Here is a 16,529-nt window from a genome sequence, read left to right on the forward strand (position 1 = left end):
GCCGTGGACAACCCCGCGCCTCGTCGCCATCGCCGCCATGTCGCCATCGCCGGAAGACAGGCAGAACCTGCGAAGCGGGAACCGCCGCGAACCCGCTTGACCCCGCGCGCGACCGCAAGCTATGTTTCCCGCATGCACCGCGCGCTCACCGCGTCCTGCGCTCGCTCCGGCTCCGAGGCGTTCGTCCTCGGCTCCGCCGTGCGCGCGGCCGCAGGGCTTCGCTGGTGGCGCTGGTGGTCTACCGCGGCGGGCCCTCACGACGGGTAACGCGCCTCCCTGCGGGGAGGCCGACCTGAAGAAAGAAGAAAGAGGGCCCGCCGAACAACGGTGGGCCTTTTCGTTTTTGTCCGGTATGCAGGGCGCCGCAGTCCGATGTTCGAGTCTCGAGGAGCAGTGTCTGCCAGAACGGCCGTGAACATGAGGAGCGAACCATGTTGCATGCAGTGATCGATGCGCTCTGCGCGGGCGTGGACCTCTCGGCGGAGCAGACCGAGGCGCTCTTCCGCGACGTCGTCGCGGGGGCGCTGACCGAGATCGAGCTCTCGGCGCTGCTCGTCGCGCTCAAGGCGAAGGGCGAGACCCCCGCCGAGATCGCGGGCGCCGCGCGCGCCCTCCGGGGGGCGTCGGCGCCGTTCGCGCGGCCGGCCTACGCGTACGCCGATTGCTGCGGCACCGGCGGGGACGGGCAGTCCACCGTCAACGTGTCGACAGCCGTCGGCTTCGTCGCCGCCGAAGGGGGGCTGCCGATCGCCAAGCACGGCAATCGCTCGGTCTCCTCCCAGTGCGGCTCCGCCGACGCGCTCGAGGCGCTCGGCGCTCGCCTCGACCCGTCCGCCGAGGTCTCGCGCCGGGCCCTCGACGAGGTCGGGTTCTGCTTCCTCTTCGCGCCGCAGTACCACGCGGGGCTCCGCCACGCGATGCCCGTGCGCCGCGCCCTCAAGGTGCGCACCATCATGAACCTGCTCGGCCCGCTCGTGAACCCGAGCGCGCCGCCCATCCAGGTGATGGGCATCTACGATCCGGAGCTCGTCGTCCCCGCCGCGCGCACGCTCGGGATGCTCGGCTGCCAGGCCGCCCTCGTCGTCCACGGCGGCGGGCTCGACGAGATCGCCCTGCACGCCCCGACCCGCGCGGCCCGGCTCCGCGACGGGGTCGTCGAGGAGATCACGATCGAGCCGACCGACGCCGGGGTCGCGCCCGCGCCGCTCGAGGCGCTCCGGGGCGCCGGCCCGGAGGCCAACGCGGCGTGGCTCCGCAACCTCCTCGCCGGCCGCGGCGAGCCCGCGCACACCGACGCCGTCGCGATCAACGCGGGCGCGCTGCTCTGGATCGGCGGGCGCGCCGACAGCCTGCGCGAGGGGACGGCCGTGGCGCTCGACGCGCTGCGGTCGGGCCGGGCGGGCGAGCGGCTCACGCGCTTCGTGGCGCTCAGCCGGGATGCGACCCAGGAAGCGCGGAAGGAGGCGCATCATGGCTGAGCAGAGCAATGTCCTCGCGCGCATCGTGGAGAGGAAACGGGCGGACGTCGCCGAGCGCGAGCGGCGGACCCCGCTCGCCGGCCTCAGGGCGAAGGCCTCGCCCACGTCGCGGAGCCTCCGGCGCGCGCTGTCCGCGCCGGGCGCGCGGTTCGTCCTGGAGTGCAAGAAGGCGTCCCCGTCCGAGGGGCTGATCCGGCCGGACTTCGACCCGCGCGCCGTCGCCGCCGCGTACTACGGCGTCGCCGACGCGGTGAGCGTGCTGACCGACGAGCCCTTCTTCCAGGGCAGCTTCGAGATCCTCCAGGCCGTGCGCGCGGTCCTGGACGTCCCGATCCTCTGCAAGGACTTCGTCGTGACGCCCTACCAGGTGGTCGAGGCGCGGGCGCACGGCGCGGACGCGATCCTGCTCATGCTGTCGGTGCTGGACGACGCGACAGCGCTCCTGTGCCTCGGCGCCGCCGAGGCGCTCGGCATGGATTGCCTGGTCGAGGTCCACGACGAGGCGGAGCTCGACCGCGCGCTCGCGCTGCCGGCGCCCGTGATCGGCATCAACAACCGCGATCTGAAGACGCTCAAGGTCGATCTCGCCGTCTCGGAGCGGCTCGCCCCGCGGGTGCCGCGCGACCGGATCGTCATCGCGGAGTCGGGCGTCGAGTCGCGCGCCCACGTGGAGCGGCTCGCGCGCTCGGTCGACGGGTTCCTCGTCGGCACGTCGCTCATGCGCAGCCCCGACATCGCGGACGCCGCGCGCGCGCTCGTGAACGGCCGGGTGAAGGTCTGCGGCCTGACCCGGCCCGGGGACTCGCGCGAGGTGGAGCGGCTCGGCGCGCGCTTCGGCGGCCTCGTCTTCGCCGAGGCGTCGCCGCGGCGGGTCACCCGCGAGCAGGCCGAGGTCGTCGTCGCCACCGCGGCGGGGCTGCCCTTCGTCGGCGTTTTCCTCAATCAACCCGCGGACTTCGTCGCCGACACGGCGCGCGGGCTCGGGCTCCGCGCCGTGCAGCTCCACGGCGACGAGGACGCCGCGTTCGTCGAGGCGCTGCGGCGCGCGCTGCCCGAGGGGTGCGAGGTCTGGAAGGCGGTCCCGATGGCGCCTTCCGGCGAGGCAGCGGGCGCGGCGGGCGACGCCGGCGCGGGCGCCGAGGCCGAGCGCAGCGCCGACCGGCTCGTCTTCGACACGCGCACAGCGCAGGCGCGGGGCGGCACCGGCCGGACGTTCACCTGGAGCGCGATCGAGGGCCACCCGGCGCGGGCGCGGAGCCTGCTCGCGGGCGGGCTCAACCCGGAGAACATCGCCGCGGCGCGCCGGGTGGGGACGTGGGCGCTCGACGTGAGCTCGGGGGTCGAGAGCGCGCCCGGCGCGAAGTGCGCCGACCTGCTCGTGCGGCTGTTCGACGGCGCGCGCGGCCCCTCGCGCCACGACCCCGACCCCGCGGGCCCGGCGGACAGCGCTTCACCCTGACCGCATCTTCCACGACGCACAACGCACCACGCACATCGACGATCGAGGCAATCACCATGCAGCAAAGCGGTCGCTTTGGCGCCTTCGGCGGCGCCTATGTCCCGGAGATCCTCGTGCCCGCGCTCGAGCAGCTCGAGCGCGCGTACCTGGAGGCGCGCGGCGATCCGTCGTTCGCGGCGGAGTTCAACGCGCTGCTGACGACCTACGCGGGGCGCCCGACGCCGCTCACCCTGTGCCGCAACCTGACCGGCGATCCGCGCGTGAAGGTGTACCTCAAGCGCGAGGACCTGCTCCACGGCGGCGCCCACAAGACGAACCAGGCGCTCGGCCAGGGGCTGCTCGCGCGGCGCATGGGCAAGAAGCGGCTCATCGCCGAGACCGGGGCGGGCCAGCACGGCGTCGCGACGGCGATGATCGGGGCCCTGCTCGGGATGCCCACGCGCATCTACATGGGCGCGAAGGACGTCGAGCGGCAGCGGCTCAACGTCTTCCGGATGCGCCTCATGGGGGCCGAGGTGGTGCCGGTGAGCTCGGGCACGCAGACGCTGAAGGACGCCCTCAACGAGGCGCTGCGCTACTGGACCGAGAGCTACGAGGACACGCACTACCTCATCGGGACCGTGGCCGGGCCCCACCCGTTCCCCACGATCGTGCGCGACTTCCAGTGGGTGATCGGCCGCGAGGCGCGGGCCCAGATCCTGGAGACCGAGGGGCGCCTGCCCGACGCGGTTGTCGCGTGCGTGGGCGGCGGCAGCAACGCGATGGGCATCTTCTCCGAGTTCATCCCGGACAAGGGCGTCGCGCTGATCGGCGTCGAGCCCGCCGGGCACGGGCTCTCGACCGACAGGCACGGCGCGACGCTCCTCAAGGGCCGTCCGGGCGTGCTGCACGGGTCGGAGACCTACATCCTCCAGGACGAGCACGGGCAGGTCGCCGAGACGCACTCCGTCTCGGCGGGGCTCGACTACCCCGGCGTCGGGCCGGAGCACGCGCACCTCATGACGTCGGGCCGGGCGACCTACGTGGCGGCGACCGACGCCGAGGCGCTCGACGCGTTCCAGAAGCTCGCGCGGAGCGAGGGCATCATCCCGGCGTTCGAGTCGGCGCACGCGATCGCGCACGCGCTGAGGATGGCGGCGGAGGCGGCGCAGGCAGGGCGCGAGGCGGTGCTCGTCGTGAACCTGTCGGGGCGCGGAGACAAGGACATGGAGCAGGCGCAGAAGCTGCTCGATCCCGGGAGGTCGACATGAGTCGGGAGGCGATGACGACGCGCTACGATCGCGCATTCGATCGGCTGCGGCAGCGGGGCGAGGGGGCGTTCATCCCGTTCCTGATGCTCGGGGACCCCGACCTCGCCACGAGCGCGCGGCTGCTGCGCGCGGCCGTGGAGGGCGGGGCGGACGCGATCGAGGTCGGGATCCCGTTCTCGGACCCGATCGCGGACGGCCCGACGATCCAGGCCGCCGCCGTGCGGGCGCTCGCGGCGGGCGTGCGGCCGTCGGACTGCATCGAGCTCCTCGGGCGGTTCCGGGCGGAGGCGCCCGAGGTGCCTGTCGGCATCCTGACGTACGCGAACCTGGTGAAGCACCGCGATCTCGACGGCTTCTACGCCTCGGTGGCCGCGGCCGGGGTCGACAGCGTGCTCGTCGCCGACGTGCCCGTGCGGGAGTCGGATCCCTACGTGGCGGCGGCGCGCGCGGTGGGCGTCGCGCCGGTGCTGATCGCGCCGCTCAACGCCTCGGAGGCGACGCTGCAGCGGCTCGCGGAGCGGTGCGCCGCGTACACCTACTGCGTGACGCGCAAGGGCGTGACCGGGGCCGACGAGCAGCTCCAGCTCAGCCACGGGACGCTCTTCGAGACGCTGCGCCGGTTCGGCGCGCCGCCGGCGATCCTCGGGTTCGGCATCTCCAAGCCCGAGCACGTGCGCGCCGCCCTCGGCGCCGGGGCGTTCGGCGTCGTCAGCGGGTCCGCTGTCGTCCAGCGGGTCGCCGCGAACCTCGGGGATCCCGAGGCGGCCGCGCGCTCGGTCGCGGGCTTCGTCCGGGAGATGAAGGCGGCCACGGCGCGCTGAGCGGCGCTGCCCGCCGCGGTCCGCGGGCGGCTCGCCGCGGGGCGAGCCGCGCTCCCTGCAGCGGCCGCGCGGCTCGCTGCACGCCGCTGTCGCGCGGCGGCCGTCCTCGCCAGGATGGCCCTCGCTTCCAGGAGACGCCCATGCGGCTGACAACGAACACGACAGCGATCCTCGCCGCCGCGGCCCTCGGCGCGGCCTCGGCGCACCTCGGGGCCTCGGCCGGCGCCCTGGCCGAGGCGCTGGGCGCCGGCGGGGCCCCCGCGACGGCGGCCTTCCACCTCGCGGCCGGCCCCGTGTCGATCGCGCTCCAGGCGGCCGCGCTGGGCGGCCAGCGCGAAGGGTGGCCGGCGGGCGTCCCCGCCTGCGGCCACCTGGTCCTCGGCGTGGCGCTCCCGGACCTCGGCCTGCACGCCGTGCGCGGCGTGAGCTACGCCGCGCCCCCGCGCTGCGCGTGGCAGGCGGGCGGGGGCCGGCGGCGAGCCGGGGTCACGGGCACGTGAGGCCGCACCGGATCCGCGCGAGCGCGATGCAGCTCTCGTCCCAGTCGAACATGCAGCAGTAGCCGTCGCCCTCGCTCGGGTCGCACACTGTCTCGACGCAGCCATTGCACGCGGGGTCGAGCGGCTCGCCCGTCTCGCAGAGGTCGTGCGCGCACCCGCAGGTCCGCCCGCAGGCGGTGGCGAGGCCGTCCACGCAGTCGGGGCCCCACGCGCTCATGCAGCACGCCGGGTCCCGCGTGCACAGCGCTGTCACGCACGGGTCGCAGCCGGCGACGAGGGGATCTCCCTCCTCACAGAGGTCGTGGCCGCATTCGCCCACCGGGCACTCGCCGCAGTCGGTGGCGCACGCATGGCAGGTCTCCCTCGCGGGCTCGCACGTGCCGTCGCCGCAGACAGGCGGGCACACGCCGCAGTCGTCCGCGCACGAGCCGCACGTCTCGGGCGCCTCGCATCGCGCGTCGCCGCACACCGCCGCACCGCCCGAGCCGGTCGACGCCGCGCCGCCGCCTTCCGCCTCGCTGCCGCCGGCTGCACCGCCGCCCGCCGTGCCGCTGCCCGCCGTGCCGCTGCCCGCCGCGCCGTGCCCGCCCTGGCCTCCCTCCCCACCGCCGGACGCGCTCCCCGCGCTGCTCGGCGCGGCGCCGTCATCCCCGCAGCCGAAGATCGTCAGGACCGATGTCAGGGCGAGCAGCGCACAACCACGGAAAGAACGGTTCATCAGGGGAGCCTCGTCAATCTCGAGCTGAGGGGAGCTGCCTTTGCGCCCGCGCCGCGCGACCCTCGTCGCGCGCGGCATTGCCTGTCAGAAGAGCCCGACGGAGAAGTGGAGGGCGCCGTCGATCTCGTTCAGCTCCTCGCGCGGGTCCAGGTTGAAGCCGTAGTCGAAGGCGAGGGGGCCGATGGGGGTGTTCACCCGCAGACCGGCGCCGAGCCCGTAACGGAGCAGCCGCGGGTCGAGGTTGACGTTCCTCGCCCTGATCCAGAGGTTGCCTGCGTCGAGGAACAGGCCGAGCTGGAGCAGATCGGTCAGCGGAACGCGCAGCTCGGCGCGCGGGTTCACCATGACCGTCCCGCCGCGGGGGATATCCTCGGTCGAGATGTCGGCCCCCCCGCCGACCGCCTTTCTCGCCTCCTCGAGCCCGTCCTCGGGGTACAGCGACTCGGCCAGGTGGGAGCGGAGCGAGTCGACGCCGCCGAGGAAGAACAGGCGGTCAGGGTAAGTCCCGCTCTCGGCAACGAGCGGCTGGATGTACCCTCCCGACAGGCTCAGCGCGAGGGTGAGCCCCGACCGGCGCGAGAGCGGGATGTAGCCCGACACGCGGCCCGTGAACCGCAGGAAGTGGCTCTCGGGGAAGCTCGACTGGGCCTCGCCCGAGTCGAACACGTCGAACGCGTCGACGTGCTCGACCCCGCCGGAGATGAGGAAGCCGCGCGTCGCGGCGAAGGGGACATCGCGGGTGTCCCAGGACGCGTCCAGCCGCTGCGCCAGGGCGATCGTGCGGCCCTCGGGCATGCGGAGCTGGTCGAGGATATCTCGCTTGTCGCCGGCCGCTTCGGCCGCTTCGTCCGGGTCGCTGGCGGCATTGTCGCCCTGGAAGAAGTCGACAGCGTTCAGCTCGGTGGAGACGGCGAGCTGCGCCGTCACGGAGCGCCGCGGCCTGTACGTGAGCGCGGGGATGATCGCCTGCTTCTCGAAGCCGAAATCGAGCTGGTTGTCGCGCATCTCGACGCCCGAGAGCGACAGGCCGACCAGCGGGCCGAGCCCGATGTCCGGGAGCGTGACCGAGACGGTGTTGCGGCGCTCGAGCCGCTGGGTGCCCTGGAGCTGCTCGTAGTGACGGCGCGCCGCGGGGTCCACGATCATGAACTCGAACAGGTAGCTGAGCTGGACGCGCATCGTGAGGCCGACGGCGAGGCCGCCGATGTTGCGGTGTCCATATTCGAAGGCGGCGCGGACGCCCTCGCCGGTCGAGAACCCGATCTGCGGGTTGAGGTACTGCGGCAGTTGCTCGACCACGTGGACGATGACCCGCTTGTTCTTCTGCGGGACGTCCGGGTCCTCGAGCGAGATCGACACGCTCGAGAAAGGCCCGAGCGTCGCGATGCGCTCCTCGCTCAGCCGGGCCTGCGACTGCCGGAACGGGGCGCCCTCGCGCAGCAGCACGCGGCGGAGGATGAGCTGCTCGTCCGTCCGGACGGCCCCCTTGACGACGATGCCGGTGACGAACACCCGATCTCGCTCCGACACGATGAACCGCGCGCGGGCGCGCGTGCGGTCGGGCGACGGCTCGATGGCGGCGCGGACCTCGGCGAACGCGTAGCCGAGATCGCGGTACGCATCGAGGATGCGCAGCCGCGCTGCGTCGAGGGCGAGCGTCGAGAGCGGCTTGCCGAGCTCCAGATCGGCGATGTCGCTGAGCCAGCGCTCGCTGAACGGCCGCTCCTCCGCGCAGAAGGTCCGGTCGCGCTCGCCGAGGCCCTTCTGCGCGCAGAAGCCCTTGTTCCCCTCGAAGGCGAGGTCGTAGAGCAACGTCTGCGGGCCGGGGTGGACGGGGATGCGGAGCGTCACCTCGGGGGCGCACGTGACGTGCCGCGCGGGGTCGGGGCGACAGGTCAGGGCCGCGGGGACGGGCGGCTCGGGCAACGGGAGGCCCAGCGCGTCGGTGCGGCACTGGGCGGTGACGCGCTCGGCGACGGGCTCGGGGACGCAGGCGCCCGGCGGAGAGCGGCGCGAGCAGGTGGCGCGGAGCACGGAGACGGGGCCGACGACGGCGTTGAGGTAGCCCTTGCTGAAGTAGAGGTCGCGCAGGTGCTTGAGGGCGCGGTCGTAGGTCTCCTGCGCGTACGTCATCGCCGGGATGAGCTCGACAGGGCGGGCCCGGCCGCCGGCGCCGCGCGTCGGGCCGAACAGGTCCGCGACGCCGCGCGGGTCGGGGACCGCGAAGTCGTCGCCGGGCAGGTCCTCCTCGAGGAAGCTCTCGATCTCGCGGCCGAGGTCGTCGGCGCTGAGGTCGCCCGTGAGGCAGGGGAAGACGCGCTTCGTGACGCGCACCTGCTCGTTCTCGCGGACGGTGAAGGTCAGGTAGCGGACCGGATCCTCGGGCTTGCCGCCCAGCGAAGGGGTGACCTCGGCGTCGAGGAAGCCGCGCACGACGTAGAACGAGCGGAGCCGATCGGCGAGGTCGCCCGGCTTTGTGTCGGTCGTCGCGCCGAGGCCGAGCGCGTCCTCGAGGGCGTCGTCGTCGAAGGCGCGGTTGCCGTCGAAGGCGGGGACGATGCGCGCGCCGGGCTCGAGGTAGACGTAGAGGTAGTTGTTCGGGCCGACGGCGAGCACGCGGTGGGAGACCTGGGCGTAGTGAAAGCCGCTCCGGCGGAGCAGCTCGGTCATCTCGCGGTCGGCGTCGGCGAGCGCGGGCTCGTCGACGCGGGCGCCGACGCCGAGGGGGTAGCTCTCCTTGAGCGAGCCGAGCTCGCGGCCGGCGCGCGGCTCCACGACGAAGACGCGCTGCGAGACGAGGCGCGGGGCGCCGCCCTCGACGTTGAGGGCGAGGATGACCTGGGTCGGGTCGTCGGTGTCGACGGCGCGCACCGTGACCGCGGCGGCCGGGTAGCCGTGCTGCGCGTAGAAAGCGCGGACGCGGGGGCCGATCTCGGCGAGCGCCGCGGCGGTGATCTCGCCGCCGTCGGCGATGCCGGCGGCCCTGAGGGTGTCCTGCCGGTCGAGGGCGCCGCCGGTGATCTGGATTGTCGCGATGCGGCGGCGCGGGACGACCACGATCCGGAGCGCGGCGCCGTCGGGCAGCAGGCGCGCCTCGGCCGACGCGCGGGCGAAGTTGCCGGAGGCGAGCAGCTCGCGCATCGCGCGGCGCGCGGCGTCGTGGCTGAGCGGCTCGCCGAGCTCGACGCTTGTCACCGGCGCCACGCTGAGCCAGCGGTCGCCCTGGGCGGTGACGTCGATGCGGACGATCGGCTTGCCGACGAGCGCCCCCAGGGCGAGCGGCTGCTGGAGCGACGGCACGTCGGTCGCCTCGGTGCCCGCCTCGCCCGAGGGCGCGGGGGTGGCCTCGACCTGGTCGGCCTGGCGAGCAGGCGCCTGGTCGGCGCGCGCGTCGACGGCGGCCGCGCCGAGCGGCAAAAGGCCGAGCAAGACGGGAATGAGGGGGGAGCGAAGGCGAGCCATCAGGCGCGGAGCGCCGGGGGACGAAAGCGAAACGAACCGGCGGCGGCGTGCACGAGGAGCGCAGCGTAGCCCGGTTGGGCGGCCGGTGGGCAAGAGGGCACCTGCGCGGGGCTCGTGCCGGCGCGTCGCCCCCGCCGCCGCGCGAGGTGCGCGCGGCAACGCGATCCGCGCGGGCTCCAGCCCCCGGCCCGGCCCCGGCCGGACCGGATCGCGCCCCGGGGTGTCGATGTGCGAGACGTGGGGCTCTCGGCGGGCGGACCTCGTGCTAGCGTCGCCGCCCGTGCGAGGCACCGGATGAAGGACCTGGCGATGCTGGTCGGCGCCGTGGCGCACGACGCCAAGGTGGTCACGCTGTGGGAGCTGCTGCGCGAGCACTTCCGCGAGCATGGAATCCTGATTGATTTCGCGCTCTTCTCTACCTACGAGCGCCAGGTGGAGTCGCTGGTCCGCGGGCACATCGACGTCGCCTGGGACAGCGCGACGGCGCATGTGCGGGTCAAGCGGCAGACCGAGGGACGGTCCCGCTCGCTCGCGATGCGCGAGATCGACCGCGACTTCCACAGCAAGCTCCTCGTCCGCCGCGACGCCGCTGTCGGGTCGCTGAGCGACCTCGAGGGCAAGGTGCTCGCAGTCGGGAGCGCCGACTCGGCGCACGCGCGCATCCTCCCGCTCCACTTCCTCCGGCAGGCGGGGGTGGCCGTGGAGAAGATCCAGCTCATGCCGTTCGAGGTGGACGTCGGCAAGCACGGGGACACCGCGACGAGCGAGATCCAGGCGCTCGCGGCGCTGCACGAGGGCAAGGCGCAGGCGGCGGCGGTCGGGGACGCTGTGTGGCTCTCCGAGCAGGCGAACGGCCACATCGACCTCCGGCGGGTCGACGTCCTCTGGACGACGCCGGCCTACGACTTCGCGATGTTCGACGCGCTGCCGGCGCTGCCCGAGGCGAAGGCCGAGGCGTTCCAGCGCGTGCTGCTCGGCATGACCTGGAAGAACCCGAAGCACCGGCGCATCTTCGAGCTCATGGGCCACAGGCAGTGGGTCGTCGGCCGCGACGACCGCTACGGCGCGCTCGACGCGGCGCTCGCGGCGCTCGCGGCGCCCGCCTGATCCTGCGAGCGCCGGGCCGCCGGCGCTCCGTCGCTCGGGCTCCGCGAGCTCACTCGAACTCCAGCCGCCAGCGGAGGTCGGCGCCCACGTTGCCGAGCGGTGAGCTCGAGGAGGCGTCGTTGGTGTTGTCGTACGACCCCTGCAGGCTCATGCGGTCGCTGAGCTTCACCTCGACGCCCGCGCGCACCTGGCTGCCCTGCGAGAGCCCCGTCGTGACGTTGGCGCGGACAGCGTCCGTGATGCGCTTGCCCAGCGTCACCGTCGGCTCCGGGGCGCCGTTCTTCGACGAGTAGCCGGTGCCGAAGCGGAACTCGTCGATGATCGGCACGATCGTCTTCACCGCCTTGTCGGCGCCCGTCAGCGACGAGAGCGCCTCCAGGCCCATCGTCTCGCCGAGCGACGACACGACGCCCTGGTTGAGCTCGGCGCGCGTGATGCCGAGCGTGAGCAGCAGGACGATGTCCTCCTGGCTGAGCGGCGGATCGCTCGTGAGGTTGAGCCGGAGGTTGTCGGCGTCGCCCTGCGCGTGCAGCTTGATGCGCCACTGCCCGCTCGGGTTCGCGCCGGCGCCGAGGCCCGCGGCCGTGGGGGCCGCCGCCTCGGCGCCGGCGGCCGGGTCGGCCGCGGCGCTGCTGCTCGCCGACGTGTAGCGGCGGTACTCGCTCTCGGCGCGCACGTCGACCTTGGGCGCGATGCGGAACGGATCGTCGAACCGGACGTAACCCTCCCGCACCTCGAACTCGGTGCTCCGCAGCATAAGCTTGGAGTCGGGCAGGATGCGCAGCGAGCCGCGCGCGCCGAAGCGCTGGTTCGTGCCCGAGAGCGCGAGCCCCGTCGGCGAGACCTCGAGCCGCATGTCCGCGAGATCGTTCGAGAAACGGAGCGGGTTCGGCGACAGGACCGTGACGTCGAACCGGACAACGTCGGCCGCCGGGTCGTAGGTCTGCACCGCCGTCCGCTGGCGGCCGGTGAGGTCGTCGAGGTCGACGCTCATCAGGATCGGCCGCGTGTAGCTGAACGACGTGAGCGTGATCGTGCCCTTCACCGACGGCAGGTTCTTCTCGCCCGCCTCCTCGTCCTCGACGCCGGGCCGGAAGCTCGCGGAGAGGTTCGCGTTCGCGGTGAGGTTCACGCCCTCCGCGACAGGCAGCTTCACGCCGGTCGCCACGATCGAGGCCTCCGCCGTGCCGAGGGCCAGGCCGCGGACAGGCATGTGCCCGACCGCTGTCACCGTGCCCGAGCCGACCCGCGCGCTCGCGCGCGTGAGGCGCACCTGGTCGCCGCCGATCGCGATCTCCACGTCGATGTCGTCGAGCGACACCGGCAGGCCCACGACGTCGAGCTCGCCCTCCTTGAGCGTCGCCGAGCCCGAGTAGCGCAGCCCCGCGAGCGGGCCGGTCACCTGCACCTCGGCCTGCACCGTGCCCCGCGCGTGCCGGATCTGCGGGATGTCGGCGCTGAGCCGCGACAGGTTCGTCGGGCTCACCCGGATCGCGACGTCGAGGTCCGGCGCGGTGAACACCCGCTTCACCTCGCCGGAGGCGGTGAACGCGGCGGACAGGCGCGAGGCGGTGTGCGCCTCGAGCCGGAGCTCCGGCACGTTCACCGCGTTGCCCGCGAGGCGGATCGGCCCGCTCGGGCTCGTGAGGTTCAGCCCCTGGCCCGCGCGCTCCAGCTTGAGCGCGTCGACCTTGAGCGTGAGCGCCGCCTGCCGGAAGTCGGCGAGCGGCAGCCGCTCGATGTCGAGCGAGGCGGTCAGCGTGCCCTTCGGCGGCGCCGCCGAGAACGCGACGCCCGGGATCAGGTTCGCGAGCGTGCCGAGGTCGAGCGCGTCCATGCGCACCTTGCCGTCGACGATCTTGCGCTGCTGGCGCGTGACGCGGAGCCCCTCGAGCGCGACCTGCCCGCCGAACAGCGACCCGTTCGCGACGAACGACCCGTCGGGGAGGTCGCGCTCGTACTCCGCCGGATCGAACGGCGCGCCCTGCGGGTTGCCGCAGATCGGCGTCTTGCCGACGATCTTCGGCGCCTTGTCGTTCGGCACGATGGTGAGCTCGACGCGCGAGGGGGGCAGGCTCGCGTGCGAGCGGCGGATGCCGACGCGCGAGACGTGGACGTCCGCGAACCCGGCCATCCGGCTCACGGTGCCCCCCAGGTTGGCGACGAGCGACACCGAGCCGTCGACGAGCGACGCCGCCGGCCCGAGCGCGTCCAGCCGCGCGATGGGGAGGCCGCTGGCGATGACGCTGCCCTTGATCGCGCCGCCGTGCTGCACGGACACGCTCGCCAGCACCGAGCCCGTGCCCTTGCGCAGCGACGCCGAGCGGACGTCGAGCCGCATGCCGTCCGCGCCGGCGGCCTGGTCGTCCCAGATCAGGTTGAGGTCGACCTCGCCCTCGTCGAAGCGCTCCTCGAGCAGCTCCACGCCGCTGAGCCGCATCCCCGCGCTCACGGCGAGGTAGCCGCCGCCGCAGCGATCCTCCGGGCCGCCGAGCGCGAAGTGCGCGCGCGCCGTCCCGCTCGCGGTCGCCTTGTAGGCGGCGAACCGCGGGTCCTTGTCCATGCGGAGCATCTCGAGCAGGTCGCGCGCGGCGAGGTGCGGCGCCTCGCGCGTGTCGACTGTCGCGTCGACGACGACGACGCCCGACGCGCTGTCGAGCGGCCGGCCCTTCGGCAGGTTGCCCGCCGGGTCGAAGTCGATCTTGATCGAGGGGACCCGGACGCGGCTCGCCCCGTGCCGGACGCGCGCGTTCTCGAGCGTCAGGAACAGCGGCTCGAACGCGACCGGCGAGGGCTCGAGGTCGCCGATGGGGAAGCCGGCGAACACGAGCTTCTCGATGCCGACCTCGCCCTTGAGCTTCGGGTGCGCGTAGGAGCCGTGCATCGAGGCCTTCATCGTGGCGACGCCGCCGAGCTCGAGCGAGGCGAGCGGCGAGACCTCGGCGAGGTCCACGCGCGAGCCCGGGTGGACCTCGACCCCGAGCTGGTCGTTGAAGCCGAGCGAGACGGTCGTCCTGAGGTGCGAGCTCGGCGTGTCGACAGAGAAGCCCGAGAGCACGACGGCGTTCTGCCGCACCTGGAACGAGCCGCGGGCCGCGGCCTCCTTGACGCCCATCAGGCGCTGGCGCGCAGGGTCCCTCGTCGGTTTGTCGAAGATCTCGAAGCCGCGCGTCTCGATGGCGAGCGGGCCCTCGAGCGAGAGCGGCGACAGCGTGCCGCCGAAGCGATCGAACCGGCCCTCGTGCAGCGTCCAGGCGACGTGCGCCTGGGGGTGCACGCCGAGATCGCGGAGCAGGCCGGGCAGCTCGATGTTCGCGATGTCGATCGGCCCGGCCCGGAGCGGCATGCCCTTCTCGAACGGCTTGAGCTCCGCGCTGGAGATCTTCAGCGTCCCGTCGGCCCAGGCGACGTCGGCGTTCGTGAGCTGCACGGCGTCGTGGGTCGTCGAGACCTCGCCGGAGAGCCGGGTCACGAAGACCCTGCCGTCGAGGCCCGGTTGGTCGAGCACGAGGGTGCCCTTCACGCGGGGGAGCGCGAGGCCGAGCGGCACGGCGGCGGCGTCGTACTCGGCGGCGACGTCGATCGCGAGCGCGCCGGACGCGGGCGGCAGGCTCACGAAGCGGTGCGCGATCGGCACCGGCAGGCGCGCGCGCACGCGGCCCTCGATGTGGTGGGGCAGGCCGCCGCCCAGGCCGACGGCGCGCAGGGCGCCGAGCTCGAGCTCCAGGCGGCGCCAGTCGCCGTCCGGGAGCGCGCAGGGGGGCGCGGTGCCGGGATCCGGGTCGAAGTCGGCGGCGCCCTCCAGGATGAGCCGGCGGATGAGCGCGCGATCGGGCTCGACGCGGACGCGCGTGTCGAAGCGGCAGACGACGTCCTCGTCGACGCTGTCCTCCTCGGCCTCGCGGCCGGGGACGGCGTGCGTGTGGACGACCGAGATGAGGCCGGAGCGCATCGCGATCTCGAACGCGTCGGACGGCTCGGCGGAGACGTCGACGTCGACCTCGCGCGCCTGGACGCGGACGTTGTCGATCGTCAGGTCGAGCCGCGCGTCGGTGATCGCCACCGACGAGAGCGGCGCGCGGTCGAGCCCGCCCCCGTCGCCGCTCTTCTTCGTGCTGGGGAGCTTCAGGTTCCGGAGCTCGCCGTCCTTCACGACGGCGCGGACGCGGGGGCCGATGATCTCGACGTCGCCCGCGTCGATGTGCCCCGCGAGCAGCGAGAACAGGCGCGGGCGGATCGCGAGGCGCTCGAGCTCGAGGAACGGCGCGCCGCCGTCCGAGGAGTCGACGACGAGGCGGTTCAGGCCGACCATGAGCGGCCAGGCCTGGACGCGCACGTCGTAGCGGGCGGTGATGCCGAGCTCGCGCTCGAGCAGCGCGGCCGTCTCGTACGCGGCCCAGGCCCGCACCGTCTCGGTCCGCACGAGCGCGCCGAGCGCGAGCGGGATCGCCCCGATCACCGCGAACACGACGCACAGCAAGCGCACGGCGAGGCGACTCCAGTCCCTGCGGGCTCTCGGCGGGGAGCCCTTTCTCCTCGTGCCGTGCATCGGGGCGAAGCTTAGCTGAAGCGCGGTCGAACGCTTACGTGGGCGGGGTGATCCTGTAGGCGGAAAAAACTGGCGCGTGATCGCTCGCGTCCTCGATCGACGGGCCGTGCGGGATCTGGACCGAGGCCGGGTCGAGCATGTCCTGGAGCAGCGGGTTGACCATCTGGTGGTCGATGAGCTCAAGCTGTCCGTTGAAGTCGTACGTCCACCTGTCCGCGGGCGGCGCGGCGGTGGCGACGTCCTCGAACACGACGTCGCCGGCGCCGGCGACGGCCTCGACGGGGGGCGAGCCGGGCAGGTCGTTGAAGTCGCCGAGCACGGCGATCGCCGCGGTGGGGTGCTCGGCGGCGAGGGCGTCGGCGATGGCGCGGGCGCGCTGGGCCTCGGCGAGGCGCCGGTCCGGGTTGTCGGGTGCGGCCTTGGACTTGAAGTGGACCCCGAGCAGGATGACCTTGCGGCCCCCCCGGGTGAGGTGGAGCTCGAGGCAGTCGCGCGTGAACGTATAGACAGGTCCCTGCGTCCCGCGCAGCGTGAAGCGGTCGTCCCGGTGCGACACGACCTTGTCGAACGGGATCTTCGAGATCGCGCCCACGTCGATGCCGCGCGGGTCGTACGCCTCGACGAGCGCGGCGTAGGGGTACGCGCCGCCGAGCTCGATGCGGTTCAGGTCCTCGAGCACGTCGAGGTGCTCGACCTCCTGGAGGACGGCGACGTCGGGCGCGAGCTGCTCGAGCACCGCCGCGACCGCCTCGCGCTTCTGGCGGTAGCGCGCGGGGCTGAGCACCTTCTCCGCGGTGCCCTCGGTGTCGTCCTTGTCGTTGAAGAAATCCTTGGTGTTCCACGTGACGACCGCGAGCGGCGCGGCCTCCGGCGGCGGGTCGACCTGAAAATCGCCGCCGCCGGAGCCGCCGGCGGCCAGGCCGCCCGCGCCGGTGGAGCCGCCGGCGGCCAGGCCGCCCGCGCCGCCGGAGCTGCCGGCGGCCAGGCCGCCCGCGCCGCCATCGCCCGCGGTCCCGCCGCCGGCGTGGGACGAGGCGACATCGAACGGCGAGCGGGTCTCGGCGGCGTCCCGGCAGCCGGTCGCGGCCAGGGTGGCGAGCGCGCCCGCCGCGACAGCAGCGGCGAGCCCCGCGCGAAGGGAGCTCCGGAGCATGAGAGGAGAGCTACTGCGCGCGCCCGCGTCGC

The 16,529-nt window shown here is 73.8% G+C and carries 10 protein-coding genes; 6 read left to right on the forward strand and 4 right to left on the reverse strand.

Annotated elements, in window-relative coordinates:
* Nucleotides 1-434 precede the first annotated feature (434 nt).
* The 5 genes from trpD to WMF42_RS05905 all read left to right on the forward strand — a co-directional run bounded on the left by trpD (nucleotide 435) and on the right by WMF42_RS05905 (nucleotide 5,508).
* Complete coding sequence (gene trpD, locus WMF42_RS05885) at nucleotides 435-1,478, forward strand: anthranilate phosphoribosyltransferase (protein ID WP_437694212.1); 1,044 nt, start codon at nucleotides 435-437, stop codon at nucleotides 1,476-1,478.
* On the forward strand, nucleotides 1,471-2,937 hold the full coding sequence (trpCF, locus tag WMF42_RS05890; protein WP_437690734.1) for a bifunctional indole-3-glycerol-phosphate synthase TrpC/phosphoribosylanthranilate isomerase TrpF: 1,467 nt from the start codon (nucleotides 1,471-1,473) through the stop codon (nucleotides 2,935-2,937). The genes trpD and trpCF overlap by 8 nt, the downstream gene beginning before the upstream one ends.
* Nucleotides 2,938-2,993: 56 nt before the next feature.
* Complete coding sequence (trpB, locus tag WMF42_RS05895; RefSeq protein WP_437690736.1) at nucleotides 2,994-4,187, forward strand: tryptophan synthase subunit beta; 1,194 nt, start codon at nucleotides 2,994-2,996, stop codon at nucleotides 4,185-4,187.
* On the forward strand, nucleotides 4,184-5,008 hold the full coding sequence (gene trpA, locus WMF42_RS05900) for a tryptophan synthase subunit alpha (RefSeq protein ID WP_081426989.1): 825 nt from the start codon (nucleotides 4,184-4,186) through the stop codon (nucleotides 5,006-5,008). Before trpB ends, trpA begins: the two co-directional genes overlap by 4 nt.
* A 140-nt stretch (nucleotides 5,009-5,148) precedes the next feature.
* Complete coding sequence (locus tag WMF42_RS05905; protein WP_061612294.1) at nucleotides 5,149-5,508, forward strand: hypothetical protein; 360 nt, start codon at nucleotides 5,149-5,151, stop codon at nucleotides 5,506-5,508.
* Here the strand turns inward: WMF42_RS05905 and WMF42_RS05910 are convergent.
* Together WMF42_RS05910 and WMF42_RS05915 are read right to left on the reverse strand one after the other, a co-directional pair.
* The gene (locus WMF42_RS05910) at nucleotides 5,495-6,226 is read right to left on the reverse strand and encodes a hypothetical protein (protein ID WP_155798981.1); all 732 of its coding nucleotides are present in this window, start codon (nucleotides 6,224-6,226) and stop codon (nucleotides 5,495-5,497) included. The two genes, WMF42_RS05905 and WMF42_RS05910, sit on opposite strands and share 14 nt — an antisense overlap.
* An 84-nt stretch (nucleotides 6,227-6,310) precedes the next feature.
* The gene (locus tag WMF42_RS05915) at nucleotides 6,311-9,655 is read right to left on the reverse strand and encodes a POTRA domain-containing protein (RefSeq protein WP_437690739.1); all 3,345 of its coding nucleotides are present in this window, start codon (nucleotides 9,653-9,655) and stop codon (nucleotides 6,311-6,313) included.
* Between the two features lie 327 nt (nucleotides 9,656-9,982).
* Here WMF42_RS05915 and WMF42_RS05920 point away from each other — a divergent pair, with 327 nt between their 5' ends.
* Entirely contained in the window at nucleotides 9,983-10,795 is an 813-nt protein-coding gene (locus WMF42_RS05920; RefSeq protein ID WP_437690741.1) for a phosphate/phosphite/phosphonate ABC transporter substrate-binding protein, read from the forward strand.
* A 49-nt stretch (nucleotides 10,796-10,844) separates the two neighbouring features.
* On the opposite strand, the gene WMF42_RS05925 is transcribed toward WMF42_RS05920, so the two are convergent.
* Together WMF42_RS05925 and WMF42_RS05930 are read right to left on the reverse strand one after the other, a co-directional pair.
* On the reverse strand, nucleotides 10,845-15,281 hold the full coding sequence (locus WMF42_RS05925; RefSeq protein WP_437690742.1) for a translocation/assembly module TamB domain-containing protein: 4,437 nt from the start codon (nucleotides 15,279-15,281) through the stop codon (nucleotides 10,845-10,847).
* 97 nt (nucleotides 15,282-15,378) lie between these two features.
* Nucleotides 15,379-16,497 carry an endonuclease/exonuclease/phosphatase family protein gene (locus WMF42_RS05930; RefSeq protein WP_437690744.1) on the reverse strand — a complete coding sequence of 373 codons (1,119 nt, stop codon included), beginning with the start codon at nucleotides 16,495-16,497 and terminating at the stop codon, nucleotides 15,379-15,381.
* Nucleotides 16,498-16,529 lie beyond the last annotated feature (32 nt).

Origin of the sequence: Sorangium sp. So ce176 (assembly GCF_051519835.1) — a bacterium.
GTDB lineage: Bacteria > Myxococcota_A > Polyangia > Polyangiales > Polyangiaceae > Sorangium > Sorangium cellulosum_G.

What these genes read in the sequence shown, in the direction of transcription:
- WMF42_RS05910 (WP_155798981.1), bottom strand. Translation starts at nt 6,226, where the DNA reads ATGAACCGTTCTTTCCGTGGTTGTGCGCTGCTCGCCCTGACATCGGTC.
- WMF42_RS05905 (WP_061612294.1), top strand. Translation starts at nt 5,149, where the DNA reads ATGCGGCTGACAACGAACACGACAGCGATCCTCGCCGCCGCGGCCCTC.
- trpA (WP_081426989.1), top strand. Translation starts at nt 4,184, where the DNA reads ATGAGTCGGGAGGCGATGACGACGCGCTACGATCGCGCATTCGATCGG.
- WMF42_RS05920 (WP_437690741.1), top strand. Translation starts at nt 9,983, where the DNA reads ATGAAGGACCTGGCGATGCTGGTCGGCGCCGTGGCGCACGACGCCAAG.
- trpCF (WP_437690734.1), top strand. Translation starts at nt 1,471, where the DNA reads ATGGCTGAGCAGAGCAATGTCCTCGCGCGCATCGTGGAGAGGAAACGG.
- trpB (WP_437690736.1), top strand. Translation starts at nt 2,994, where the DNA reads ATGCAGCAAAGCGGTCGCTTTGGCGCCTTCGGCGGCGCCTATGTCCCG.
- WMF42_RS05930 (WP_437690744.1), bottom strand. Translation starts at nt 16,497, where the DNA reads ATGCTCCGGAGCTCCCTTCGCGCGGGGCTCGCCGCTGCTGTCGCGGCG.